The following is a 25,537-nucleotide window of genomic DNA, read 5'->3' on the forward strand; positions in this document are numbered from 1 at the left end:
AAAGAACACCCAGCGATGACGCAATAGCCTAGTGGTCAATCAACCACCACACAGGCTTCGCCAGCATGTTGACCGTCTTCAGCGCCAACCACCGCCTGCACCATGGCACCGAACTCAAGGATGGCGTGCTCAAGCCATCGTTCGAACAACCCAGCCGCGCCGACACCGTGTACGACCGGGTGCGCACGGTCGGCCTGGGCGATATCGTCTCGCCGCAGGCGTTCGGCCGCGCCTGCTACGTCAAGGCCCACAGCGAGCGTTACGTGCACTTCCTGGAAACCGCCTGGCAGCAGTGGACCGCCCTGGGCCGCAGCCACGACGCGTTGCCATTGGTGTGGCCGGTACGCGACCTGGCTGGCGAGCGGGTGCCTCGGCATATCGATGGCCAGCTCGGGTTCTTCGCCATGGACGCCGGCGCGCCGATCACCGCCACCACCTGGCAGGCGGTGAAGACCAGCGCCGACCTGGCCCTGACGGGGCTTGAACTGCTCGACCAGGGCCAGCAGGCCGCCTTCGCCCTGTGCCGCCCGCCGGGGCATCACGCCGCCCGCGAGTACATGGGCGGTTACTGCTACCTGAACAACGCCGCCATCGCCGCCGAGCATGCCTTGACCCGCGGGGCGGCCAAGGTGGCGGTACTGGACGTCGACTTCCACCACGGCAACGGCACCCAGACCATCTTCTACGACCGCCCGGACGTGCTGTTCGTCTCGCTGCACGGCGAGCCGGCGGACTCCTATCCCTACTTCAGCGGCTACGCCGACGAGCTTGGCGCAGGCGCGGGCGAGGGCTTCAACCTCAACCTGCCGCTGCCCAAGGGCACGCGCTGGGCGGCCTACCAGCAGGCCCTGGAGCAGGCCTGTGCGCGCCTGCGCCGCCATGCGCCCGAGGTGCTGGTGGTATCGCTGGGCGTGGACACCTTCAAGGACGACCCGATCAGCCACTTCCAGCTCGACAGCCCGGACTACCTGGCCATGGGCCGGATGATCGCCGCCGTGGGCGTGCCGACCCTGTTCGTCATGGAGGGCGGCTACATGGTCGATGAGATCGGCATCAATGCGGTGAACGTGCTGACCGGGTTCGAAGAAGCCCGCGGCTAAGGCTGTGTATGGCCAATCGCTGGCAAGCCAGCTCCCACAGGTTTTTGTGGGAGCCGGCTTGCCGGCGATAGGGCCAACACCGCCACACAAGTTTCAAAACTGCCTCGAAAACACCAACAACAAACCCAGAGGTTTCCCCATGCAGCCTGATTCTTCGGCAGCCCCAAGCGGCCGCCACCTGCAACGCACCCTGAGCAACCGCCATATCCAGCTGATCGCCCTCGGTGGCGCTATCGGCACCGGCCTGTTCATGGGGTCGGGCAAGGTCATCGCCTTGTCCGGCACCTCGATCCTGCTGGTCTACATGATCATCGGGTTCTTCCTGTTCTTCGTCATGCGCGCCATGGGCGAGCTATTGCTGTCAGACCTCAACTTCAAGTCGTTCGCCGACTTCGCCGGCGCCTACATCGGCCCGCGCGCGGCGTTTTTCCTCGGCTGGTCGTACTGGCTGAGCTGGAGCGTGGCAGTGGTCGGCGATGCGGTGGTGGTCGGTGGCTTCTTCCAGTACTGGTTCCCCGGGGCGCCGGCCTGGGCGCCGGCGCTGGCGATGCTGGTCACCCTGTTCACCCTCAATGTGCTGACGGTGAAAGCCTTCGGCGAGGTCGAGTTCTGGTTCGCGATCATCAAGATCATCGCCGTGCTGGCACTGATCGCCGTGAGCCTGGTGCTGATTGCCACGGCGTTCGTGTCGCCCACCGGGGTGACCGCTTCGCTGTCGCACCTGGTGCAGCCGGAAGCGGCGTTTCCCCATGGGCTTACTGGTTTCTTCGCGGGCTTCCAGATCGCCATCTTCTCGTTCGCCGGCACCGAGCTGATCGGCACCACCGCCGCCGAAACCCGCGACCCGCGGCGCAGCCTGCCCAAGGCGATCAACGCGATCCCGGTGCGCATCATCCTGTTCTATGTGGTGGCCCTGGCCTGCATCATTGCCGTGACCTCGTGGGCCAAGGTCGCGCCCAACCGTAGCCCGTTCGTCGAGCTGTTCCTGCTGGCCGGCTTCCCGGCGGCGGCGGGCATCGTCAACTTCGTGGTGCTGACCTCGGCTGCGTAGTCGGCCAACAGCGGCGTGTTCTCCACCAGCCGCATGCTGTTCGGCCTGGCCGAGCGCAGCCAGGCACCCGGTGTGTTCCGGCGCCTGTCGGGCAACAGCGTGCCGCTGGCCAGCCTGGGCTTCTCGTGCCTGTTGATGCTGCTGGGGGTGCTGCTGCTGTTCATCTTCCCCGAAGTGATGACGGTGTTCACCCTGGTGTCGAGCCTGTCGGCGGTGCTGGTGATCTACACCTGGTCGACCATCCTGGTGGCCTACCTGGGCTACCGCCGACGTCACCCCGAGCGCCACGCCCAGGCCAGCTTCCGCCTGCCCGGCGGGGTGCCGATGGCCTGGCTGAGCCTGGCGTTCCTGCTGTTCGTGCTGGTGCTGCTGGCACTGCAGCCGGACACCCGCATGGCGCTGTACGCGATGCCGCTGTGGTTCGCCGGCCTGGCCATCGCCTACCGGCGCCTGGCCGGACGCGGGCAAAGCCTGCCAGCCGCCCAGTCAACCCTCTGAACCCTGGCGCCACGTGCCGGCGCAGCCTGCTGCAAATCTGCATAAGGGTTGCGACTTTAGTCCGGTGGCGGGCACGTGGCGCCGGTCCATACTCAAGGTTCGCCCTTCAATAACAACAAGTACCGGGTTGCGAACCAATGACCTATCAGCACAGTTACGCCCATTCCATCGCCAACCCTGCGGCCTTCTGGCAGGCCCAGGCCGACCAGCTGGCCTGGCAGCGCAAGCCAACCCTGACCCTGCAGCAGAACCCCGACGGCACCCACCGCTGGTTCGCCGACGGCCGCCTGAACAGCTGCCATCTGGCCCTCGACCATCAGATCGAGCTGGGCCGGGGCGAGCAGTTGGCGCTGATCTACGACTCGCCGGTGACCGGCGTGCAGCAGACCTACACCTACCTGCAACTGCGCGACGAAGTGGCGCGCCTGGCCGGCCTGCTGCGCACGCTTGGGGTGGGCAAGGGCGACGGGGTGATCATCTACATGCCGATGGTGCCGCAGGCGGCCATGGCCATGCTCGCCTGCGCACGCATTGGCGCGGTGCATTCGGTGGTGTTCGGCGGCTTTGCCGCCAACGAACTGGCGTTGCGTATCGATGATGCCCGGCCGGTGCTGTTGCTCACCGCTTCCTGCGGGCTGGAGTTCGACCGGGTGATCGAATACAAGCCGCTGGTCGACCGTGCCCTGCAACTGGCCCGCCACCAGCCGCAGCAGGTGCTGGTGCTGCAGCGCCAGCAGGCGCGTGCCGAGCTGCAGCCGGGGCGCGACCTGGACTGGCAGCAAGCGCTGGCCGGCGCAGAGCCGGTGGCCCCGGTCGAGCTGGACGCAGGCGACCCGCTGTACATCATGTATACCTCCGGCACCACCGGCAAACCCAAGGGCATCGTCCGTGAAAACGGCGGCAACGCCGTGGCCCTGTGCTACGCCATGCGCCACATCTATGGCATGCAGGCGGGCGATGTGTGGTGGGGCATTTCCGATGTGGGTTGGGTGGTCGGCCATTCGCTGATCGTTTATGGGCCCTTGATGAGTGGCTGCACCACGGTGTTCTACGAAGGCAAGCCGATCCGCACGCCCGATGCCTCGGCATACTGGCGCATCGTCGAGCAATACAAGGTCAACGCGCTGTTCTGCGCACCAACTGCGATGCGCGCGATTCGCAAGGAGGATCCGGAAGGCGAGCTGATCCGCCGTCACGACCTGGGCTCGTTGCGGCAACTGTTCCTGGCGGGCGAAAAGCTCGATTCCAGTACCCATGAATGGCTGGAGCGGGTCAGTGGCAAACCGGTGCACGACCACTGGTGGCAGACCGAGACCGGTTGGCCGGTCACCGCCCCCTGCGTGGGCCTCGAGGGCAGTGCGGCCCGGCCAGGCTCGAGCAACCGCGCGGTGCCGGGTTACCACGTGCAGGTGCTGGACGACGACGGCAAGCTACTGGGGCCGAACCAGCAGGGCGCCATCGTTATCGCCTTGCCATTGCCGCCTGGCTGCAGCCAGACGCTGTGGGGCGACCACGAGCGCTATTTGCAGGCCTATCTGCACAACTATCCGGGGTATTACCACACCGGTGACGGTGGCTACCTGGATGACGACGGTTTCGTCTACATCATGGGCCGCACCGACGATGTGATTAACGTCTCGGGCCATCGCCTGTCGACCGGCGAGATGGAGGACCTGGTGGCCCGCCACCCGGCGGTGGCCGAATGTGCCGTGATCGGTGTGCACGACGAGATCAAGGGCCAGGTGCCGCTGGCGCTGGTGGTGCTCAAGGACGGGCAGGGCATCGGCGAGCTGCAGTTGCAGGGCGAGCTGGTGGCCAGTGTGCGCGAGCATATCGGTGCGCTGGCCTGCTTCAACCGGGTGCGCCTGGTCAAGCGCCTGCCCAAGACCCGCTCGGGCAAGATTCTGCGTGCAGTGCTGCGCAAGATTGCCGATGGGCAGGACTATGTGCCGCCTTCGACCCTGGATGATCCGGCGGTGCTGGGGGAGATCGAGGGGGTGTTGGCGGATTTGCCAAGGGCAGGGTGACGCCATCGCCGGCAAGCCGGCTCCCACACTGTGGACTGCAATTGCCTGATTTTTGTGGGAGCTGGCTTGCCAGCGATGACGCCGTTTCAGGATGTGCTGTCTGGCGGCCCCACCTGATGCAGCTGCCCCAGCCGGCTGCGGGTACGCATCAGGTCGGCAATCGCCCCGCCCAGGCTTTCCTGCAGGGCCCGCTGGCCGATCACCGTCAGCTGGCGGTCCTGGTCATACAGCACATCCACCAGGTTGACGAAGCGTTGCTGCGCCGCCAGCGAACATTCGGCCAGGTCGTCCAGCCCGTCGATGATCCATTGATCGTACTGCTCGGCCAGCGCCAGGTAGTCGATCACTGCGGTGGGCTGTTCGCACAACCCGTTGAAGCTGAACATTACCCGCCGGCCATCCACCGCCAGGGCGCGCAATGGCCGGTTGTTGACCTGCAGCGTGGTCGGCTGCCGGGTTGGCAGGTCAAGGCCCTGGCGCTGCGCCGCATTCCCCGGCCAGACGTAACGCCCCTGGGTGAAGCACTGGTGCTCGCGGTTGGCCGGCAGGCTGCGAAAATCGGTATCGCCGCCCACTTCCAGCACCTGCATGCGGCCATTGATCAGGCGGATCACCGGCAGGAAGCGTTCGTGGTAGAGCGGGTTGGGCAGCAGCCCCTCGGGCGCGTAGTTGGAGGTCACCAGCAGGAAGATGCCGCGTTCGAACAGGGCGTTGAACAGCCGGGTCAGCAGCATGGCGTCGCCGATGTCGTGCACGTGGAATTCATCGAAGCACAGTACCTGCACGTCACCCAGCAATTCGTCGAGGGTCGCCCCCATGGCATCGTCCAGTGCCCGGTGGCGGTGCATGCCCTGGTGCAGGCGGGCGAAGAAGTCGTGAAAGTGCAGGCGACGCTTCTGCGTCACCGGCGCCGCCGCGAAGAAATTGTCGAGCAGCCAGCTCTTGCCGCGGCCAACCGAGCCGTGCAGGTACAGGCTGCGTGGCTGCCCGTCGCCCTGGGCCGCCAACTGCGCGGCCATGGCTTCGATCACCCGGCACTGGCCGTCGCTCAGGGTGTAGCCGCGTTCGCTGGCCTTGTCCCGGAAATGCGCCATCAGCGCGCCGGCCTGTGGCGCAGGGCCGCGCAGGCGTTGGTTGAGTTGGCGCAGGGGGGCTGGAATCCAGGTGGACAACGGCATGCTCCTAGGCAGGGAAAGGGCAGGGCGCAGCGCGCGACGGGGATTTTGACCAATAGGGAATGTACCCGGCAAGCCCTCTGAACGGCCTGTAGGAGCGGCCTTGTGCCGCGAAAGGGCCGCTCCTACAAGAGGACAGTGCTCCCACAACCTGCGGTGGATGGGCCAGGCAAAACGGTCGATTTTTACTAACCTGCTGTTTTCCAGCGTTTTTTTTGAAAAAAAAGCTTCCCACCTGCAAACAACGCTGGTAAAGTGCCGGCCATTCCCGAGCAGCAACAAGCTGAACGGTGAATGATCAGATCGACAGTGCATCAGTCACTTGTCATATCCGATACAGGGGCGTCGCCAAGCGGTAAGGCAGCAGGTTTTGATCCTGCCATGCGTTGGTTCGAATCCAGCCGCCCCTGCCATTTTCTCTATCTCTGCGCAGTATCTCGCTATCGCCTCAGGGCGATTTTTTCGTTTCTGTCCCCCGGTTTTCCAGCAGCTCGGCCAGTGCCAGGGCCAGCACGTGCTCGTGCACCGGTTTCTGGATCAACAGGCTGTTCGGCAGCTCCATGTTGTCCAGCTCGGCGTAGCCGGTGAGGAACACCACCGGCAGTTGCGGGAAATGCTCGCGGGCCGCCAGGGCCAGTTGCGCGCCATTGAATTCGGGCATGGCGAAGTCGGTAAGCAGCAGGTCGGTGCGCTCGTCGAGCTGGGCCAGGGCCTGTTCGCCGCTGTGCGCCTCGCGTACCTGGTAGCCCAGGCGACGCAACAGGTCGCCGATCAGTTCACGTACCAGGTGGTCGTCATCCACCAGCAGGATGTGGCGGTTGCCACCATCGGCCAGCTGGCTGCAGACCCTGGACGGAGCCGGCGGCGTGGCGCTGGCCTGTGCCCGGACGGCGGGCAGGTACACGCTGACCTGGGTGCCGCGCCCGGGTGTGCTCTGCAGGCTCACGCCGCCACCGGATTGCTTGGCGAAGCCAAATACCTGGGCCAGGCCCAGCCCCGACCCCTTGCCGACGCCCTTGGTGGTGAAGAATGGCTCGAACACCTTGGCCGCGACTTCTTCGCTCATGCCGCAACCGGTGTCGCGAATGCTCAGCATCACGTACTCACCGGGTTCCGGGTCTTGCGGGTTGCGCGGCGGGGCGCTGATACGGGTGTTGCGGGTGGCCAGGGTCAGTTGGCCGCCGCCGGGCATGGCATCGCGGGCGTTGATCGCCAGGTTGAGGATGGTCATCTCGGTCTGGGTCGGGTCGGTGAGCGCTTGCCACAGCTGGGTGTCCAGCTCCAGGCGTACCGAGACGCTGCCGCCCAGGGTGCGCCGCAGCAACTCCTCCAGCCCGGACAGGGTCCGGTTGAGGTTCAGCGGCACAGGCTCCAGGCGCTGCTTGCGCGAGAAGGCCAGCAATTGCGCAGTCAGCTTGGCGCCGCGCTCGCCGGCCTCGCGAATGTTCTGCAGGCGCTTGCCGGCCTTGTCCAGCCGGCCGTTGTCCAGCTCGCTCTGGAGGAAACTGGCGCCCGTGAGAATCACCGTCAGCAGGTTGTTGAAGTCGTGGGCCACCCCGGCGGTGAGCTGGCCAACCGCTTCCAGCCGTTGCATCTGTTGCAGCGCGGCTTCGACGCGCTCACGCTCGGCGATCTGTTCGCGCAGGCGTTCGTTGGCCTTGGCCAGGTCCAGGGTGGCTTCGCGCTCGCTGCTGATGTCGCGGGCTACCACGTGCAGCAGCGTGTCGTCCGCCACCACCACCCAGGACAGCCAGCGCTGCTGGCCGCTGGCGTGGAGGATGCGGCCGATGAAGCGTGCGCTGCTGTGGCCGAGCGACAAGGTGGCGAGCTGCGTGAGCAAGGCGTCCTGATCATCCTCGTGCAGCAGCTGCAGCAGCGAGATCTGCCCCAGGCGTTCACGGCTGAAGCCCAGGCAGGCCTCCCAGGCTGGGTTCAGCGCCACGGGGGTGAGGTCCTTGTTCAGTACCGCCAGCAAGTCCTGGGACAGCTCCCAGGCGCGGTCGCGTTCGCGGGTGCGGCGCTCGACGCGCTCACCGAGCATTTCATTGAGTTGCTCCAGGGCACGGGTGGCCTGGCGCTGGCTGTGGATGTCCTGCAGCACCCCGGTAAATCGTACGCAGCGGCCCTCGCTGAACTGGGTTTGGCCGCTGGACAGCAGCCAGCGTGGCTCCAGATCGCCGGCCTGGGCAACGCGGAACTCCACCCGGTAACTGCCATCCCTGTCCGGGTGCATGGCTTGCTCGACCGCCTCACGCACCCGTGGCAGGTCATCGGGGTAAATGCCGGCATAGAACAGGTCGAGGCTCATTGTGGTGTCGAGCGGCAGGCCGAACAGCATCTTGCAGCGTTCATCCCAGCGCATCAGGCCATCCTGCGGGTGATAGTCCCAGGTACCCATGCCCGCGGCATCGATGGCGATGCGCGCGCGCGCCTCGACATCCGCCAGGGCTTGTTCGGCGTGGCGCCGGCGCTGACGCTCCTGCACTTCGCCCAAAGCCCGACGCACGGCCTTGGGCAGCAATGTCAGGTTCTTCTTCAGCACATAGTCGGTGGCACCCAGGCGGATCATCTCTACCGCGTGTTCTTCGCCGTAGATACCAGAGAGGAAGATGAACGGTACGTCAGGTGCCAGGCGTTGGGCTGTGGCCAAAACGTCGGCGCCGGACGAACTCGGCAGCACGCAGTCGCAGAGGATCAGGTCGAAGTGGCCCTCACGCAGGGCCTGCTCGGCCCCAACATGCTCGAACACCCGCTGTGGCTGCACCTGCAGCCCGCTGCGCTCCAGGCGCAACAGGATCAGCTCGGCATCCATGCTGCTGTCTTCGACCATCAGCAGTTTCAACGGTGTTTGCTGCATCGTGCGGGCCTCAGTGGTTCAGGTGCTTCGCGCCGGGCACGGGTTCGTCGAGCAGTGCCCAGAACCCCTTGAGGCCCGCGATGGCGCTGACGAAGCCTTTGAACTCCACGGGCTTGACCAGATAAGCGCTGACGCCCAGTGCATGGGCGCGCTGCAGATCGGGCTGCTCCTGGGACGACGTCAGCATGATGATCGCAATACTGCGCAACTGCGGGTGGGCGCGTACCTGCGCCAGAACCTCCAGGCCATCGACCTTGGGCAATTTGAGGTCTAGCAGCATCGCGGCCGGATTCCCCTCGGCACGCCCGGCGTAAGTGTTGCGCCGCAACAGGTAGTCTAGGGCATCGGCACCGTCGCGCAGCACGATCACCTCGTTGGCCAGCTGGCTACGTTCCAGTGCCAGTTGGGTCAGCTCTAGGTCCCTGGGGTTGTCTTCGACCAGCAGGATGGGCTTGAGCATGATCGTCAGCGACCTGAGGCAGTCGTCGGTTGGTGGGGGAGGGTGAAGTGGAAGCTGGCACCCTGATCGGGCTGGCCGTTGGCCCACACCCGGCCATCGTGGCGCTCGATGATCCGCCGCACGCTGGCCAGGCCGATACCGGTGCCTTCGAACTCCTCCATGCGGTGCAGGCGCTGGAACACGCCGAACAGCTTGTCGACGTAGGCCATGTCGAATCCCACCCCGTTATCGCGCACGTACACCTCGGTTTCGTGGCGGTGGCGCACGGCGCCGATCTCGATATGGGCGGATTTGCGGCCACGGCTGTACTTGATGGCGTTGGCGATCAGGTTGTGCAGGACCATGTTGATGAACGCCGGGTCGGCGATCACCCTGGGCAGTGGCGCCCCCGCCCAGCTGATCGTCCGCCCGGCGTAGTCCGGTGCCAACTCCGTGCGGATCACCTCGACCAGCGCATTCAAATCGACATCGCATAGACGCAGCGCCGAGCGGCCCATCTGCGAGAAGTTGAGCAGGTTGTCGACCAGGGTGCCGGCAAATTGCGCGGCTTCCTCGATGTGGCCGAGGAAGCGCTTGCCACGTTCGGTCAACTGCGCGCCTTCGATCTCGCCCAGCAACTCGCTGTAGCCGGCGATATGGCGCAGCGGTGCGCGCAAGTCATGGGACACGCTGGAGGAGAACGCCTCGAGTTCCTGGTTCGAACGCTTCAGCTCGACCGCCAGTTGCGCCAGCTCTTCGGCCTTGCGCAGGACAATGCCCAGCACCGCGCCGCGCAGTTCGGTCACGCCTTCGATGGTCAGCGGGTCCCAGGCGGCACTGAAACCACGGACCTCCTCCTGCCAGCAGTCGAAACTGTGCCGCGGGTTGAGGTTGCCCAGCGGGCCTGGCTGTTTATCCGGGCGCCCGGCCCAGTTCAGCGTGTGTGCCTGTTCGGCGCGGAACCACAGCAGGTAGTGCGAGTGCAGCTGCGAGATGGCCACCGCCAGCACGCCGGCGGCATGCTCGGCCAGCTCTGGCAGCCCCTCGACGTCGCGGCGTACGTTGTCGGTGTGGAACAGCGTCTCGTCGTCACGCTCGGCCAGCCAGCGCACCAGGGCATTGACCTGCGCCGCCGGTGGGGTCTTGCCAATCAGTTCGCAGCGCTCGGCGCTGATGATCGCCGCGCCCGAGGCCCCGGCAAACTGCAGCATCACCTCGGGCAGGGCCAACAAGCCTGCGCTGACGCTGTCGTGGTCGGCCATCGACGCGAGCATGCGCACGATGTGCTGGCGCAGGTCGAGCCGTCGGCGCGTGCTGGCGTGCTTCTCGTGGGCTTCGATCTGCAGCGACAGCACATTGGCGATCAGTTCGCAGGCGGTGCGGGTCTGGAAGCCGACTGCGCGGGGTTGGTCGTGATGGCACGAGATCAGGCCCCAGAGCTGGTCATCGACCACGATCGACAGCGACATCGAGGCCTGGGTGCCCATGTTGCGCATGTACTGCAGGTGCACCGGGGAGACGCTGCGCAACGCCGCGAAGGTCATGTCCAGGGCCTTGCCGGTGCGCGGGTTGGTGGCAGGCAGCAGCGGGGAGGGCTGGTAGTCGGCGTCCTCGATCACCCGGATGCGGTTGATGCGGTACAGCTCACGGGCCTGGCGCGGAATATCCGATGCAGGGAAGCAATGGCCCAGAAAAAGGGGATAGCCGGGGTCGGCGTGCTCGGCGAGTACCGTGCCGGTGCCCTGGGCATCGAAACTGTAAGCTTTGACCCGGCCAAAGCCGGTGATGCGCTTGATTTGCCGCACCGATCGCTGCAGCAGTTCTTCGATGCTGGCGACCTGGTGCAGGGCGCTGATGAAGGCGCGTACCAGCGGGTAGTAGTCGCCTTGCTGGGCGTCCGTTTCACGACAGGTTTCGAATTCGAGGATGAGCACCTGGTCGTGGCGGTGGGCGAGCATCCGTAGCGTGGCCTGGCAAGGCGCTTTCTCGTGCAGGCGCACATCACCGATATGAAAGGGGAAGACCTCGTCGACGGGCAGGCGGCCAAGCTGGCCACGCAGGTCGTAGGTCCTGTCGAGCAGCGCGGGCAGGGCCTGGCCAAGCAGCGCGCTGGCTGGCATGCCCAGCCATTGGTCGATGTTTTCGCTGGCCTGCAGGATGCGCAGGTCATGCTCGTCCAGAACCAGCAGGAAGCCTTGGGGCTGGATGCAGCCAGGCACCTGGATCGGTTCCTCGGCGCAACGCTCCATGGCTTGGTCGAGCGGATTAGCGGTAGTGCTCAAAGTTATCTCCTGCAGGTTCCTTCCATGCATGAGGCATGACGTTAACAGAAGGCTGGATGTTTTTGTCGGAACAAGGTGTTTTGGGATGTGGGATGTACCGACACATCCCGGAGGTCGAGATGAAATTCCGCAGCGGTTGTTACGTGTTTCCCGCACCTTGTCAGCCATTTTCATTAATGCCAAAGAGGGGGATCCCACGGCTGTTCGGATCCGATCGCGCTGCTACGCTCAAGCTCAACCCTTCCAGACAAGGATCGACCGCTGATGCAACGCTTGATGGCCGCGCTGTTGGGCCTGTGGTTGAGCGGCAGTGCCGTGGCTGCAGAGTTTCTCGTTGACGTGCAGGTGCGCGTGCAACGCGGCTGCATGCTGGTCGGCCAGCAGCGCGAGGCAGGTGCCCAGGCCCTCGGGGTGATCGACCTGGGCAGCGCAGCCCGGCTGGACGGGCCGGGCGCGCCCTTGAGCGGCGCATTGTTCAGCCAGCGCCCGCCGCGCCTGGAGTGCAACCCCGATACCCCCTATCAAGTGCGCGTCGATGGCGGCCAGCATGGCGGCACCGGTGCGCTGCGCTACCTGGCCAGCGACGACCGCCAGGCCAAGCCGATCCCTTATCGCCTGTTCCGCGACGCCGCCTGGCGCGAGCCGCTTGAGGTGGGGGTGGCGCAGTCGGCGCGGGTGCCGGGCAGCGGTTCGGTGGAGCTGCCGCTGTTTGCGCGGATCGACACCCTGGCCTGGGTGCCGCGCGCAGGCCTGTACGCCGACCTGCTCAAAGTCACGGTCACCTGGTGAGGAGCCACGCCACCATGCACAAGGACGCGCTGCAACGCACTTCGCTACTGCTGCTCACCCTCGGCCCGCTGTTGCTGCCCAGTGGCGCCGCCCATGGCACCAGCACCGGCTTCATCCAGGCTCGCCTGGTGATCAGTGCGGCCTGCCAGATCGACAGCGGCCAGCAGCCGGCGTCGCTGGGCAACCCCGGGCTGATCGACTTCGGCGCCCGCGGCCCGACCTGGGACCAGGCGCTGACCAGCCGGGTGGACGAGGCGGGCGGCGAGGGCAGCCTGCAGATCAGTTGCTCGCCGCAGGTGCGTGCCTTCAGCGTGCGGATCAATGGCGGGCTCAATGGCAGCGACGGCGTGCGCCGGCTGAGCAATGGCCGTGAACTGATCCCCTACCAACTGGCGGTCGACCCAAGCGGCAACGGCCGCTATGTGGTCGGCCAGGCCCGTACCTTCACCATCAGCGGCACGCAGCAGGTGCCCGTGCCTATCTACGGCGTGGTGGTCGCGCAACCGCGCGCGCTGCCTGCCGGGCTGTATCGCGACACCCTCAGGGTGACACTGGACTGGTAACACGCAAGGAGACCCTCATGCCCAAGCACATGACCCGCTGCATCCTCGTCGGCCTTGGCCTGGCGCTGACAGCCCAGGCCCAGGCGGCCACGGTTACCGGCACCATCAACTCGACCCTGACGCTGACCGCCGCCTGCCAGGTCAACGGCACTGGCGGCACTTCGGGGCTGAACTTCGGCAACCTCAATTTTGGCACCCAGGATTCGCTGTTCACCGCGGCCAACGGGCAAGTGCTCGGTGGCGGCGGTGGCGCCATGAGCATCCTCTGCTCTTCGGGCACCATACCGGTGATCAAGGTGCGCGGCGGCTCCCATGACGGGCAGTCAGCCGGCGGTACCCGCGCGCTTGCCGATGGCTCCGGCAACTTCGTGCCCTATGACTTCTACACCGACGCCGGGCACACCACCCCGCTGGCCATCGACGGCACCATCACCCTGCCGACCAGCACCGGCGTGGCGCAGACCGTCAACCTGTATGGCCAGGCGCGCGGCAAGGCGGGCCTGCCGGCCGGGGTGTACACCGACACGGTGGCGGTCGAGCTGAGCTTCTGAGCCATGCCAGGCGCATGGCGGCTGCCGGTTGTCGGGCTGGCCCTGCTGCTGGCGCAAGGCGCGCTGGCCGCGACCGGCAGCACCTTCCAGGTGAGCGCGCAGATCGTTGCCGGCTGCCTGGTGGTTGGCGGGGTGACCGCCTATGGCGTGCTGGACTTCGGCACCAGTTCGGCATTGTCCACGGCCACCTTGAGCACGTCGCTCGGTGGCACCACGGTGACCTTCCAGTGCACCCCCGGGGTGGCCATGAGCATGAGCCTGGACGGCGGCCAGAACAGCGCCAGCGGCACCCGCAACCTCAAGCGCAGCGGCGGCAGCCAGCTGCTGGCCTACCAGCTGTACCGCGACGCCGCCTTCAGCCAGAGCCTGGCCATCGGCAGCAGCGTCACCGTGAGCTACAGCGACCCGACCGCGATCAAGTTGCCGGTGTACGGCCGTACCACCTTGCCCGGCACCCTGCCGGCGGGGACCTATACCGATGTGGTGCAAGTGACGGTGAGCTGGTGAAGCCGGCGCCGTGAACCATTGGATGCAGAAGGAGAGGGGCATGGGGGCAAGCGCGAAACTGGCGCAAACGCTATTCGGGATGCTGCTGCTGGCCGGTACCCAGGCCATGGCGGCGACATCGGTGCTGATCTGGCCGATCGACCCGGTGCTGGAGGCTGAACAGAAGGCCGGCGCGCTGTGGCTGGAAAACCGTGGCACGGCGCCGGCCAGCCTGCAGGTGCGGGTGTTCGCCTGGCGCCAGGGTGAGTACCAGGAGCAGTTCCAGGCCCAGCGCGAAATCATCGGCAGCCCGCCGGTGGCCAACATCGCGCCGGGGCAGAAGCAACTGATTCGCCTGACCCGCACCGGCAGTTCGCCGGTCGGCCAGGAGCAGGCCTACCGCATCATCATCGACGAAATCCCGTCGCCGATGCCGGCCGATACCGCCAGCGACGGGCCGAAGGCGGCAATCCGCCTGCAGATGCGCTATTCGGTGCCGTTGTTCGTCTATGGCGAAGGGTTGTGGGGCAAGCCCGACCCGGACGGCAAGCGCAGTGCCGAGGGCGTGGGCAAGCCGCAGCTGAGCTGGCGCGCGGTGACGGTGCAGGGCAAGCCCTATGTCGAACTGCGCAACACCGGCCCGGTGCACGCCCGGCTCACCGATGTGGTGTTGCAGCAAGGGGGGCAGGACAAGCCCCTGGTCGAGGGGCTGCTGGGGTATGTGCTGCCGGGCGCGAGCATGCGCTGGCCGGTACCGGCCGCACCCGGTGCGGCCAGTGTGCTCAAGGGGCGGGTCAACGGTCAGGAGGTTGCGCAAGCCATCCGGCAAGGGCAGTGACGCGGCATTGAACGAACGACAGGGGCCAGGGAGGACCCGACAATGGTTGGACATCGTGTGTGAGTTGGGTGCGGGTGGCAGCGCACCGTGTGTGGCTGGGCCTGGCGGTACTGGTGTCCGGTGTGGGCGTGGCCGACGAATTGCCGCCGCCACCCACCGAGCAGGCCGCCATCACCGATGCCACGCTGTACCTCGACCTGTTGGTGAACCAGGTGGGCAAGGCTGAGCTGGTGCCGGTGCAGCAGCGTACCGGGCGCCTGTACCTGGACAGCGATGTGTTGCGCGCGGCCGGCATCAAGCTGCCCAGCGAGCCCCAGGGCGAGGTGGCGCTGGACGCCATTGCCGGCTTGCACACCGACTACGACAGCCAGAACCAGCGCCTGCTGCTGCAGGTGCCAGCGGCCTGGCTGCCCGACCAGCAGGTGGGCGGGCGCAGCCTGTACCCGGCCAGCGATACCCGCACCAGCTTCGGTGCCTTGTTCAACTACGACGCCTACCTCAACGACACCGATGACGGTGGCACTTATCTGGCCGCCTGGAACGAGCTGCGCCTGTTCGACGATTGGGGCACGTTGTCCACCACTGGGCAGTGGCGCCAGGCGTTCAACGGTGCGCAAAGCGATACCCGACAGGGTTTTTTGCGCTACGACACCACCTTCCGTTACACCGACGAGCAGCGGCTGCTGACCTATGAAGCCGGCGACCTGGTCACCGGCGCCTTGCCCTGGAGCACCTCGGTGCGTATCGGTGGCTTGCAGTTGTCTCGCGACTTCGGGGCGCGTCCCGACCTGGTCACCTACCCGCTGCCGGCCTTCGCCGGTGAAGCGGCGGTGCCCACCTCGCTGGACCTGTTCATCAACGGTTACAAGAGCAGTACCACCGAGCTGCAGCCGGGCCCTTACACCCTGACCAATGTGCCGTTCATCAACGGCGCCGGCGAAGCGGTGGTGGTGACCACCGATGCCCTGGGCCGGCAGGTATCGACCACCTTGCCGTTCTATGTCACCAGCAGCCTGTTGGCCAAAGGCCTGACCGATTACTCGGTGGCCGCCGGCAGCCTGCGCCGCGATTACGCCGTACGCGATTTTGCCTATGGGCCGGGCGTCGCCACGGCGAGCCTGCGCCATGGCTTGTTTGACTACTTTACCGTCGAGACCCATGCCGAAACCGCCGCGTCGATGATGCTTGGTGGCCTGGGCGGCAACCTGCAACTGGGCACCTTCGGGGTACTCAACGCCGCCGTGGCCCAGAGCCGTTTCGACGGCGACACTGGCCAGCAGCTGGCGCTGGGCTACCAGTACAACAGCCGCCGGCTGGGCTTCAACTACCAGCGCATCGAGCGCCATGGCGAATATGCCGACCTGTCGCTGGTGGACAACCCCTACACCCGGCTGAGCCAGCGCAGCGAACAGGCCACCGTGAGCCTCAACCTGGACAGCTACGGCAGCCTGGGCGCTGGCTATTTCGACATACGTGCCGGTGACGGCTCGCGCACCCGGCTGATCAACCTGAGCTGGAGCAAGCCGTTGTGGGGTAACAGCAGCCTGTACCTGTCGGCCAATCGCGATGTCGGCGACAGCCAGTGGGCGGTGCAGGCGCAACTGGTGATCCCCTTCGACCTGCACGGCACCCTGGCCTTCAGCGCCGAGCGCAGCAAGGACGGCCAGGACCTGCAACGGGTCAACTACAGCCACGCGGTGCCGGTGGGCGGCGGCGTCGGCTACAACCTCGGCTATGCCACGGGCGGTACCGCCGGTGACTATCGCCAGGCCGACCTGACCTGGCGGCTGCAGTCGGTGCAGTTGCAGGCCGGGTTGTATGGCAACCCCGAGCAGATGACCCGTTGGGCTGACGCCAGCGGCTCGGTGGTGCTGATGGATGCCGGGCTGTTCGCCGCCAACCGCATCGACGACGCCTTCGTGGTGGTCAGCACCAACGGTTATGCCGATGTGCCGGTGCGCTACGAAAACCAGCAGATCGGCCGAACCGACCGCAACGGTCACTTGCTGGTGCCTTACAGCAGCGGCTACTACCGCGGCAAATACGAGATCGACCCGATGGAGCTGCCGGCCGATGTGCTGGCGCCGGAGGTGGAGCAGCGCGTGGCGGTGCGCCGCGGCAGCGGCTACCTGCTGGAGTTCCCGCTCAAGCGCGTGCTGGCGGCGAGCCTGGTGCTGGTCGACGGCAAACAGCAGGAACTCAAGCTGGGCAGCCGGGTGTTGCACCAGGAAAGTGGCGCCGAAGCGGTGGTGGGCTGGGATGGCCTGGTGTACCTGGAGAACCTGTCGCCGAGCAATCATCTGCAGGTGAGCAAGGCCGATGGCGGGCAATGCCAGGTCGCGTTCGAACTGCCCGACGGAGAGGGGCCGATCCCGCTGATCGGCCCGCTGGTGTGCCAGTGAGGGCGGCGGCGCGTTGCCTGTGGTTGCTGGCCGGTTGGATGCTGCCGGGCGCGGCCTGGGCCCTGTGCTCCTCGGTGGCGACGGCGCCGGCGGCGTTCGGCACGATCAATTCGACCCTGGTGCGCACCACGATACAGAGCGCTTCATCCAGCAACGCCGGGCTGCAGTGCACCGGCTCGTTGCTGTCGCTGCTGGCCACCAACGATCACTTCTATGCCACCATCACCTCCAGCACCAGCGGGCTGGTGGGGCCGACGGGCGACGTGATCCCCTACACGCTGTACGCCAACGCCACCACCAGTTACCCGATCAGCCGTGGTGTGCAGTTCGATTTCGCCCGTAACGGCATCATCGACGCTTTGGGGCTGCTCAATGGCACCACGCCCAAGAGCGTGCCGCTGTACCTCAAGACCGTGATTGGCGCCAACGTGGCGGCAGGCTTGTACCAGGAAACGCTGAACATCGCCTGGAGCTGGAACTACTGCGCCGGCGTCGGCGCCTTGGGCGCCTGTGTGCTGGGGCGCGATATTGGCAGCGGCAACCAGACCCTCACCGTCACCCTCACGGTCAGCAACGACTGCCAGATCACCAGCCCCAACATCAGCTTCGCCAGCGCGCCGGTGGTGGCCGGGTTCGGCACGGTGAACCAGAGCATTGGCCTGTCGTGCACCAAGGGCAGCAGCTACACGGTGGGGCTGGATGACGGGCAGAACGTGGCGGGCGGGCGACGGCGGATGAAATCCAGCGCCGGCAACTACCTGGCCTACGACATCTTCAAAAGTGGTGGCAGCGTGCGCTGGGGGGGACTGTCGTCGGCGCGGCGCTCGAGCAGCGACGCCGATGTGAACCCCGGCAATGGCACCGGCACCGGGAGCCAGACGTTCAACTACAACGCCAAGGTGTATACCGACCAGGCCACGCCGCCGGCGGGGAGCTATCTCGACAATGTGATCCTGGATGTGCAGTTCTGAGCCGGCCGGGGGAATCGTGGGAGCGGGCTTGCCCCCACGGTTGGTTCAGCGCAGATCGTCGACCATCTTCAGTAACGTCTCCAGCACCGCACCCGCCAGCGCCTTCGAGCGCTCGCCAGACCAGCCGGTACGCGGGTTCGGCGCATCGTCATGGTCCTTGAACGGCATCTCCAAGGTCAGCGACAGGCAGTCATGGGCTTGGCCCACGGCGTTGCAAGCCAAGGTCATGTTGGCCTGGCCGGGTTCGTCGCGGGTGTAGCCGTACTTGGTTTGGAAGTCCGGCGTCAGGCTGCACAGCGTGCTGCGGAACTGCTCTTCCAGCTTGGCGATACGCGGCGTGTAACCCGGGTTGCCCTCGCAGGCAGCGGTGAATACGTGGGGGATTTCCTCGTCGCCGTGGGCATCGACGAAGGCGTCCACGCCATGCAGTTTCATCTGGCTCTGGGCGAAGAACACCTCGGGGCTCAGCTCGACACTGGCGTCCTGCCAGGCGCGGTTGAGGTCTTTACCCTTGAAGTTGGTGCGCAGGTGGCCGAGGAAGGCGCCATCCGGGTTCATGTTGGGGATCAGGTACAGGTCGGCCTTGGCCAGCAATTGCTGGATGGTTTCATCGTTGGCCTGCAGGCGATCGATCACGCCTTCCATGAACCATTCGGCCATGTGTTCGCCCGGGTGCTGCTGGGCGATGATCCACAGCTTGCGCTTGCCGGCGGCGCCGTCGCCGGCACGTAGCAGCGGGATGTCCCGGCCCTGCACGCTGCGCCCGTTGGCCAGCAGTTCGACGCCGGGGATCTGCCGGGCACGTTCGATCAGCTGGTTGTGGCGGGCGCGTGGGTAGGGTTCGAAGTAAGCGAACCACACTTGATCCTGCTCGGCCTTCAATTCGAAGCTCAGCGCCTTGCCGTCAAACTGGCTGGGCACGCGGAACCAGGTCTGCTGGTCGTAGGAGGCCACGGCGTGGTAACCGGTCCAGGCGTTCTTGTAGGAAGACTCGGCAGCGTTATCCAGGCTGAAGCGATGCACCTGGCCAGGCGTGAGGCCGCTGACCTTGAAGTGGAACCACTGGAAGTGGCCACTGTTGGTGTCCGGGCGGATGTTCAGGTGGACCTGGGCGGGGTTGCTGGCGTCCAGCACCAGGATGTTGCCGGAATCGAAGTCGCAGTCGATCTGCAGCGGGGACAGCGTCACGGTCATTGCCAGGCTCCTGTCTTGGCGTTGTTGTGACGGTACTGTACACCGCATGGTGGCGGCATTGTGCAGCGAATGTCGGCTTGGCCTTCAGGCCCACAAACCCAATGCCACCAGTGCGGCGACACCCAGCCCGAGCGCAATCGAACACCCACCCAACGACAATGCGGCGCGCCCTTGCCGATACCAGCCGTCGTCACCCAGTTGGCGTGCCGGCGCGAGCAGGCTGCGCCAGCGCAACTCGGTTTGCTGGAAGGCGTGCAGATGTTCGGGGGCCGCATCCAGCCAGCGGCGAAAGTCGATGCGTTCGCTGGCGGTCACTTCAGGGCTTTGCAGGCGCACATACCATTGCCCGGCAATGCTGGCCACGGCGTCGCCTTGTGCGCGGGTGGTCTGCAGGGCCTGGTTCATGTGGCGTTCGATGCTGATCAGGGGCAGGTCGAGGCGTTCGGCGATGGCGGCGAAGCCCAACTGGTCGAGGCGGTTGAGCAGAAAGACTTGCTGCACCCGGCGTGGCAAGCGTTTGAGCGCATGTATCAGGTTGTCCCGATCAAGCTGCTCGGCGATTTGGGGGTCATGCTCAAGGGGCAGTAGCAAGCGGGTCATGAACAGCTCCTTGCTCATTGGGGAGGAGTGGGGGCATCTTCCTTGACGCGAGATCAGCTTAAGCTTAACGAGATTGATTCTCAAGTGCTGATTCGGAAAAGATTTGTAATGAGCGTTCACGTCCTGACACAGTTTTGCTATCATCGCCGGCATTAAAGATCTTCATTAGCCTGAAGAGCCAAAAAAAATGACCCGGCAAAAAGCCGGGTCAAAAACCGTGATTAGCCTGATGAGGAGATAATCTGAGCGTCCGACCTGAGGACGTTGCAGGTTATCCAGCGGGTCTCGCGACCTGCTGACTGCAATAATAATCGTTATCATTTGCCAGTCAAATGATTTTTCCGGTTATCGGCAAAAAAATCTTCCTGGCGCACTCCTCGTCCCCGGCAATCGGGGCTTTTGCCATTTGTCGGCTATCTTGTTTCCCCTTCTGCATAACCTCTCGTTCCGTGGCATGGCGCTGCTCAGTGTGAGTTGGCGGCCGATTTGACACATCCTTCTACTGCGCGCCTGAAAGGCTCATTTTCGCTGCCAGATACCCACGGGCATTGCCGCGCCTTATCTATTGGAGGCAAGCGAGGGCGGGGCAGGCGTCGAACACTTTCTCGCCCAACTGTCGCGCGCGTCTTAGATTGGCGCGGTTGTCCTGGATTTCGCTGTCGGCGAGCAATGTGGTGCTGAGCACCTTGGCGCCGCAGTAATCGAAGATGCCATGTTCGATCTGGGTCGCCATGGCCTGGTTGTAACCATGGCGTTCAAAGGTGGCAGCGTCGGCACCGGCCACGCCGACCAGGTGCACGGTAAGGCCGTCGAGTTTTTTGATCAGCTTGCCATCGGCGTGGTAGTCGAATGCCCAACCATTGCTGAACACCCGCTCCACCCAGCCCTTGAGCAAGGCTGGCAGCGACCACCAGTAGATGGGGTAGACCAGCACCAGGGTGTCGGCCCGTGCGATGCGCGCCTGCTCGGCCAGCACGTCTGCCGGGGCCGCAGCCTGGCGCCGGTGCACGGCGTGGTCGGCAAGGCCGAAGCGCGGATCGAACTGCTCGGCCCCCAGGTCGGCGAACTCGCTGGTATGGCCGGCGGCGTGCAAACCGGCAGCAATCTGCCCGGCGAGTGCATGGGTGAGGGATGCAGGGTCGTGGTGACCAATGACGATCAGGGCATGCATGGCGAAGACTCCATCAAGGTGTGCAGGAAAACCGTGAGCGCTATATACTCGCGGTAAGTTACCCTTGGTAAGTTACTTTTGGTAGGTAAACGATGTCAAGCGATGACAAGACCCCCTCGCGCAAGCGCCTCTCACGTGAGCAGCGCCGCCGTCAGTTGCTCGATGTGGCCTGGCAGCTGGTGCGCGAAGAGGGTACCGAAGGCTTGAGCCTGGGCCGGCTGGCCGAGCAGGCCGGGGTCACCAAGCCCGTGGTGTATGACCACTTCGAGACCCGCACCGGGCTGCTGGTGGCGTTGTATCAGGAGTACGACGCCCGCCAGACCGCCATGCTCGACAGCGCCCTGGCCGGCGGCCCGGCCGACCTGGCTGGGCGAGCGCAGGTGATCGCCGACGCCTATGTCAATTGCGTGATGAGCCAGGGTAGGGAGATTCCCGGGGTCAGCGCGGCGCTGGCGGGTTCACCGGAAATGGAGGCCCTTAAACGCGCCTATGAGGGGCCGTTTCTCGACAAATGTCGGCAGGCCCTGGCGCCGTTCGCCGCAAGTGGCGACATCGATACCGCTGGCTTGCGGGCCTTGGTCGGGGCTGCCGAGGCACTGTCGCAGGCCGCCGCTTGCGGGGAGCTTGCGCCTGAAGCCGCCCGCCAGGAATTGCAGGCGACCATTGTCGCGATGGTCAGCCGGCGATGAGCCTGCGGTGGTGGGATAACCCCCGGACTCAAGCATTGGTCATGCTAGAATCCGCCCCTTCGAATCTGGAGGTACACGCGTGCGCAAACTGGCTGTGGTAATGGCGGTGTTGGCCCTGGCGGGCTGCAACAACGAGGTCGAAGGGGTACACAACCAGGTGGCTGAGCACCTGAAAAACCCCAAGACGGCCAAGTTCGCCAATGTGCGCTTCGACACCCAGGGCTCCATTTGCGGCCAGGTGCGTGGCAAGGACGATGCCGGGCAGTACGAGGCGTATCGCAGCTACGTGGCGATCAAGCGCGACGGCCAGTACCAGATCATCATCGATGAAACCGGCAATGACCTGCGCATCCGTGAAATCTGCGGTGGCGCCGAGCTGCAGCGCCGCGCCGAAGCCCTGGCTGACCAGCCGGCGCCGGAAGGCTGGGATGTGGAAGTGATCCAGGGCCCGAACATGGGCGCCCTGACCGACATGACCGCGCGCCTGATCGAGAAGGGCATCCCGTCCTGGGTCGAATACCGCGACGGCAAGCCGGTGGTGTTGATCGGGCCGTACCCGAGCAAGGCCGAGGCCGATGCGCGCAAAGCGGAGGTGATGGCCAAGCTTGGGACCGACTCGGTGGTCATCCAGCACGGTGTCGAGCGCTGACAGGAGCGTCAAGAAGCTGTCATGTTGCGTGTGGCTTACCCTTGGCAGGGCCTTGATGTCGAAGGACATTTTTACCGGCTATGCTGAGGGGGCGAACGCTGAGCAGGAGAGCCACATGGCAACGCTGGAACGTGCCATCGCGCTGGCCATCAAGGCCCATGAAGGGCAGTACGACAAGGGTGGGGCGGCCTATATCCTCCACCCGCTGCGGGTGATGGCGCGGGTGACCACGCCCGAGCAGCGGATCGTCGCGGTGCTGCACGATGTGCTGGAAGACACCCCGTTCACCCTCTCCGACCTTGCCCGCGAAGGCTTCCCGCTGAAGATACTCGCCGCGCTGCTGGCCCTGAGCCGGCGCGAAGGCGAAAGCTACGAAGCCTTCGTCATCCGCCTGGGCGTCGACCCGTTGGCCCGTGAAGTGAAGCTGGCCGACCTGGCCGACAACAGCGATCTGTCGCGCATCGCCTGCTCGGGCCCGGCGGATCTCGCCCGTCTGATCCGTTACCAGCAGGCCAGCGCCTACCTGCAAACGCTGGGCTGAGCGCCGTCAGCCACAGGCCTTGAGGTTGACCGGGCCGACGAATGCGTTGCCGTGGCCCATCACGCACGCGACCCGCTGGTTGCGCTGCTGTTCCCACGCCTGCGGCGGGTAGGTCTTGTTCCACGCCTCGAACAGCTGGCGATCCTGTTTCGACAGGCGCAGGTCGTACTGCTGGCTCATGTAGAAGTAAGTGCGCGCGATCATCCCGCGGATCGACGGGCGCGGCATGACCTTTTTCGCCTTGAAGTCGACCTGGGTCAGGCAGCTGCCGTACTGGCCATGCTGCACCGGCAGCCAGCCGAAGCTGTAGTTGCTGCGGTCGCCGTTCACTTCGCCAATGCTGGGTACCAGGTTGTGCAGGTCGGCTTCGGCGCGCTGGTAGGCCACATCATTGCGCGCGCAGTTCTTGCGCCCGCCGCTTTGCCAGCACTGGCGCTGGTGGCCGATCTGCCAGGCCGGAACGATATGCTCCCATTCGATGCGCGCGGCGCGCTGGGCGTTCTTGCGCGGCGCGTAGCCGCAGGATGCCAGGTCGACCTTGTTGCCGTTGTATTTGCAGCCGCAGTAGAACTCGGTGGATTGCGGCGCATACAGGCGCCAGGCGACCTGTTTGGCTTCCTGGAAGGTGCGCGGGGCGTCGGCGTGGGCGAGCGGGGTGGTCAGTAGCAGGCAGGTGGCCGCGTAAAGCAGAGCTCTCATGGGCGGTCAGTCTTCCTGCGGTACGGTCCAGAAGATCTGCACGCCGCCGTCATCGCGGTGGGCGAGGGTGACGTTGTCATTCTCGGCGATTTCTGCGAGCAGGGTGTCCCAGTCTTCGGGTGTTTCCTGTTCGAGGCGGAAGATCAAGGCGGCGCGGCTGCGCTGGGCGATTGGGCTGTTGATGATCTTCTGGATGCGCTGACCCAGTTGTTCATAACTGCTTGGCGTTGCTGCGGAGGTGCTGGCCACGGGCTATTCCTTGTTTTGCTGTATGTGCATACAGTATTTCACTGTAAGCCATTTCGCAATAACAGGCAGGAAGAAAGCCGTGATCGAGGGGGTTGGGGCCGCAAGGCGGCCCCAGGCGTTACTCAGGCGATTCAGCGCGAATCACGCACCATGTCGACGTGCGGGATACCGGCCTCGAGGAATTCCTCGCTGACCACGCGGAATCCCAGGCGCTCGTAGAAGGGGGTGGCGTGCACCTGGGCGCTGAGCATCTGCTGCTTGAGGTCGCGGTTCTGCGCCTCGCTGATGACCGCATGCATCAGCGCATCGCCCACGTGCAGGCCGCGCCAGTCCTTGAGCACCGACACCCGGCCGATGGTGCCGTCGGGCAACAGGCGCGCGGTGCCGATCGGGTATTCGCCTTCCATGGCCAGGAAATGCACGGCCGTAGGGTCTTCGGCGTCGAACTCGAGCTCTGGCGGCACGTGCTGTTCAGCGATGAACACGGCGCTGCGGATGCGGTGGATGTCGGCGTTGTCTTTGTGCCAGTCGGCCAGGCGAACGCTGATCTTATTCATCGGCGAACCCCAGGCTGCCTTGCATGACCAGCTGCTGAATCAGCATCAGGCCGTCTTCGTCCTGCAGCCACTGGCCAAGGTTGTCGATGTGCAGGGCATCGGCGGCGCACACCAGCTTGAGCAGTTCGCGCAGTTTGGCCGGCAGTGGGCAACTACGGCCGCTGGCGAACAGCATCAAGTCGTCGTTGAGCTCGGACCAGGCCATGCGCGCGCTTGGGTTGCGGATCAGCACGGCGCCCTGTTCGAGGTAGTTGACCAGGTCCTGCTCGCTCAGCTCTTCACCGGCAACCTGCTCAGGGTAGCGCGGCTCGGTCATGAACTGGCCGAACCAGGTCAGCAGCAGGTCCTTGTCGGACATGTGCTTGTCGATCAGCGCCTTGAGGCGGTCGAGGGCGTCGTGCTGGATCTCGTGCGGGTCGCTGACCGGTTGGGCGTCGGCGTCGCTGTAGCGCTCTTCTTCGGGCAGGAACTGGCCGAGGAAGTCGGTGAAGTGGGTCAGCACTTCGGCGGCGCTCGGCGCGCGGAAGCCTACCGAGTAGGTCAGGCATTCGTCTTCGGCCACGCCGTAGTGGGCCAGGCGCGGTGGCAGGTAGAGCATGTCGCCCGGCTCCAGGGTCCACTCGTCGCTCTGTTCGAAGTCAGAGAGGATGCGCAGGTCGGCGTGGTCGATCAGCGGGCTGTCGCTGTTGCACATCTGGCCGACTTTCCAGTTGCGCTTGCCGTCGCCTTGCAGCAGGAACACGTCGTAGTTGTCGAAGTGCGGGCCGACGCTGCCACCGGGGGCGGCGTAGCTGATCATCACGTCATCGATACGCCAGCTGGGCAGGAAGCGGAAGTTTTCCAGCAACTCGGCCACTTCCGGCACGAACTGGTCCACGGCCTGGACCAGCAGGGTCCAGTCGCGCTCGGGCAGGTCGCTGAAGGCGTCTTCGGCGAACGGGCCGCGGCGCAGCTCCCACGGGCGCTCGCCGTGCTCGAGCACCAGGCGCGACTCGACTTCTTCTTCCAGGGCCAGGCCGGCCAGTTCGTCGGCGTCGATGGGGCTGATGAAGTCGGGGAAGGCCTGACGCACCAGCAGCGGCTTCTTCTGCCAGTAGTCGCGCAGGAATTCACGGGCCGTAAGGCCGCCCAGCAGTTGCAGTGGAGTATCAGAATTCAT

At 65.3% G+C, this 25,537-nt stretch carries 23 protein-coding genes, 1 tRNA gene and 1 pseudogene; 14 read left to right on the top strand and 11 right to left on the bottom strand.

The window, feature by feature from the left end; all coding sequences use genetic code 11:
* Positions 1-65: 65 nt before the first annotated feature.
* The 3 genes and pseudogenes from ACQ4N9_RS16965 (at position 66) to ACQ4N9_RS16975 (ending at position 4,676) form a co-directional block, all read left to right on the top strand.
* Positions 66-1,100, top strand: coding sequence for a histone deacetylase family protein (locus tag ACQ4N9_RS16965; RefSeq protein ID WP_390967538.1), 1,035 nt, complete (start codon positions 66-68; stop codon positions 1,098-1,100).
* 139 nt (positions 1,101-1,239) lie between these two features.
* Positions 1,240-2,649: pseudogene (locus ACQ4N9_RS16970) on the top strand (amino acid permease).
* 137 nt (positions 2,650-2,786) lie between these two features.
* Positions 2,787-4,676 (top strand): propionyl-CoA synthetase, encoded by a 1,890-nt coding sequence (locus ACQ4N9_RS16975; RefSeq protein WP_390967540.1) that lies wholly within the window; start codon positions 2,787-2,789, stop codon positions 4,674-4,676.
* An 86-nt stretch (positions 4,677-4,762) separates the two neighbouring features.
* On the opposite strand, the gene zapE is transcribed toward ACQ4N9_RS16975, so the two are convergent.
* The gene (zapE, locus tag ACQ4N9_RS16980) at positions 4,763-5,848 is read right to left on the bottom strand and encodes a cell division protein ZapE (protein ID WP_390967541.1); all 1,086 of its coding nucleotides are present in this window, start codon (positions 5,846-5,848) and stop codon (positions 4,763-4,765) included.
* A gap of 341 nt (positions 5,849-6,189) precedes the next feature.
* Here zapE and ACQ4N9_RS16985 point away from each other — a divergent pair.
* Positions 6,190-6,264 (top strand) — tRNA-Gln (locus ACQ4N9_RS16985).
* Positions 6,265-6,299: 35 nt separating this feature from the next.
* Here ACQ4N9_RS16985 and ACQ4N9_RS16990 read toward each other — a convergent pair.
* The 3 genes from ACQ4N9_RS16990 to ACQ4N9_RS17000 are packed head-to-tail and all read right to left on the bottom strand — an operon-like array spanning position 6,300 to position 11,396.
* Positions 6,300-8,708 carry a response regulator gene (locus tag ACQ4N9_RS16990; RefSeq protein ID WP_390967542.1) on the bottom strand — a complete coding sequence of 803 codons (2,409 nt, stop codon included), beginning with the start codon at positions 8,706-8,708 and terminating at the stop codon, positions 6,300-6,302.
* A 10-nt stretch (positions 8,709-8,718) separates the two neighbouring features.
* Entirely contained in the window at positions 8,719-9,168 is a 450-nt protein-coding gene (locus ACQ4N9_RS16995) for a response regulator (protein WP_390967543.1), read from the bottom strand.
* A 5-nt stretch (positions 9,169-9,173) separates the two neighbouring features.
* Complete coding sequence (locus tag ACQ4N9_RS17000; RefSeq protein WP_430933341.1) at positions 9,174-11,396, bottom strand: ATP-binding protein; 2,223 nt, start codon at positions 11,394-11,396, stop codon at positions 9,174-9,176.
* A 297-nt stretch (positions 11,397-11,693) separates the two neighbouring features.
* Here ACQ4N9_RS17000 and ACQ4N9_RS17005 point away from each other — a divergent pair, with 297 nt between their 5' ends.
* From ACQ4N9_RS17005 to ACQ4N9_RS17035, 7 genes are all read left to right on the top strand, one after another.
* The gene (locus tag ACQ4N9_RS17005; protein WP_390967544.1) at positions 11,694-12,218 is read left to right on the top strand and encodes a Csu type fimbrial protein; all 525 of its coding nucleotides are present in this window, start codon (positions 11,694-11,696) and stop codon (positions 12,216-12,218) included.
* A gap of 29 nt (positions 12,219-12,247) precedes the next feature.
* Positions 12,248-12,781: a Csu type fimbrial protein gene (locus ACQ4N9_RS17010; protein ID WP_125466171.1), complete on the top strand. Its 534-nt coding sequence runs from the start codon at positions 12,248-12,250 to the stop codon at positions 12,779-12,781.
* Between the two features lie 17 nt (positions 12,782-12,798).
* Positions 12,799-13,332: a Csu type fimbrial protein gene (locus ACQ4N9_RS17015; RefSeq protein ID WP_390967545.1), complete on the top strand. Its 534-nt coding sequence runs from the start codon at positions 12,799-12,801 to the stop codon at positions 13,330-13,332.
* A gap of 3 nt (positions 13,333-13,335) precedes the next feature.
* On the top strand, positions 13,336-13,839 hold the full coding sequence (locus ACQ4N9_RS17020) for a Csu type fimbrial protein (RefSeq protein ID WP_390967546.1): 504 nt from the start codon (positions 13,336-13,338) through the stop codon (positions 13,837-13,839).
* Between the two features lie 40 nt (positions 13,840-13,879).
* Entirely contained in the window at positions 13,880-14,656 is a 777-nt protein-coding gene (locus ACQ4N9_RS17025) for a fimbrial biogenesis chaperone (protein ID WP_374045872.1), read from the top strand.
* A 68-nt stretch (positions 14,657-14,724) separates the two neighbouring features.
* On the top strand, positions 14,725-17,058 hold the full coding sequence (locus ACQ4N9_RS17030; protein ID WP_390967624.1) for a fimbria/pilus outer membrane usher protein: 2,334 nt from the start codon (positions 14,725-14,727) through the stop codon (positions 17,056-17,058).
* A gap of 38 nt (positions 17,059-17,096) precedes the next feature.
* Positions 17,097-18,029 carry a Csu type fimbrial protein gene (locus tag ACQ4N9_RS17035; protein ID WP_390967625.1) on the top strand — a complete coding sequence of 311 codons (933 nt, stop codon included), beginning with the start codon at positions 17,097-17,099 and terminating at the stop codon, positions 18,027-18,029.
* Positions 18,030-18,074: 45 nt separating this feature from the next.
* Here the strand turns inward: ACQ4N9_RS17035 and ACQ4N9_RS17040 are convergent, their stop codons facing one another.
* The 3 genes from ACQ4N9_RS17040 to ACQ4N9_RS17050 all read right to left on the bottom strand — a co-directional run bounded on the left by ACQ4N9_RS17040 (position 18,075) and on the right by ACQ4N9_RS17050 (position 20,994).
* A complete protein-coding gene (locus ACQ4N9_RS17040; protein ID WP_390967547.1) occupies positions 18,075-19,223 on the bottom strand; it encodes a M14 family metallopeptidase in 1,149 nt (382 codons plus the stop codon).
* Positions 19,224-19,307: 84 nt separating this feature from the next.
* Positions 19,308-19,823, bottom strand: a complete 516-nt coding sequence (locus ACQ4N9_RS17045; RefSeq protein ID WP_390967548.1) for a DUF4880 domain-containing protein — start codon at positions 19,821-19,823, stop codon at positions 19,308-19,310.
* A 562-nt stretch (positions 19,824-20,385) separates the two neighbouring features.
* Positions 20,386-20,994 carry an NAD(P)H-dependent oxidoreductase gene (locus ACQ4N9_RS17050; protein ID WP_390967549.1) on the bottom strand — a complete coding sequence of 203 codons (609 nt, stop codon included), beginning with the start codon at positions 20,992-20,994 and terminating at the stop codon, positions 20,386-20,388.
* A 92-nt stretch (positions 20,995-21,086) separates the two neighbouring features.
* On the opposite strand from ACQ4N9_RS17050, the gene ACQ4N9_RS17055 reads away from it, so the two are divergent.
* From ACQ4N9_RS17055 to ACQ4N9_RS17065, 3 genes are all read left to right on the top strand, one after another.
* The gene (locus ACQ4N9_RS17055) at positions 21,087-21,683 is read left to right on the top strand and encodes a TetR/AcrR family transcriptional regulator (RefSeq protein WP_390967550.1); all 597 of its coding nucleotides are present in this window, start codon (positions 21,087-21,089) and stop codon (positions 21,681-21,683) included.
* 79 nt (positions 21,684-21,762) lie between these two features.
* Complete coding sequence (locus ACQ4N9_RS17060) at positions 21,763-22,332, top strand: SPOR domain-containing protein (protein ID WP_390967551.1); 570 nt, start codon at positions 21,763-21,765, stop codon at positions 22,330-22,332.
* Positions 22,333-22,447: 115 nt separating this feature from the next.
* Positions 22,448-22,873, top strand: a complete 426-nt coding sequence (locus tag ACQ4N9_RS17065) for a GTP pyrophosphokinase (RefSeq protein WP_390967552.1) — start codon at positions 22,448-22,450, stop codon at positions 22,871-22,873.
* Between the two features lie 6 nt (positions 22,874-22,879).
* Here the strand turns inward: ACQ4N9_RS17065 and ACQ4N9_RS17070 are convergent, their stop codons facing one another.
* From ACQ4N9_RS17070 to ACQ4N9_RS17085, 4 genes are all read right to left on the bottom strand, one after another.
* Positions 22,880-23,572, bottom strand: coding sequence for an endonuclease (locus tag ACQ4N9_RS17070; RefSeq protein ID WP_390967553.1), 693 nt, complete (start codon positions 23,570-23,572; stop codon positions 22,880-22,882).
* Between the two features lie 6 nt (positions 23,573-23,578).
* Positions 23,579-23,821 carry a DUF1654 domain-containing protein gene (locus ACQ4N9_RS17075; RefSeq protein ID WP_125464666.1) on the bottom strand — a complete coding sequence of 81 codons (243 nt, stop codon included), beginning with the start codon at positions 23,819-23,821 and terminating at the stop codon, positions 23,579-23,581.
* Between the two features lie 131 nt (positions 23,822-23,952).
* Positions 23,953-24,378, bottom strand: a complete 426-nt coding sequence (locus ACQ4N9_RS17080) for a GNAT family N-acetyltransferase (protein WP_125464665.1) — start codon at positions 24,376-24,378, stop codon at positions 23,953-23,955.
* Entirely contained in the window at positions 24,371-25,537 is a 1,167-nt protein-coding gene (locus ACQ4N9_RS17085) for a JmjC domain-containing protein (protein ID WP_390967554.1), read from the bottom strand. The genes ACQ4N9_RS17080 and ACQ4N9_RS17085 overlap by 8 nt, the downstream gene beginning before the upstream one ends.

It is taken from the genome of Pseudomonas sp. ES1, from assembly GCF_050586605.1.
Lineage (GTDB): Bacteria > Pseudomonadota > Gammaproteobacteria > Pseudomonadales > Pseudomonadaceae > Aquipseudomonas > Aquipseudomonas sichuanensis.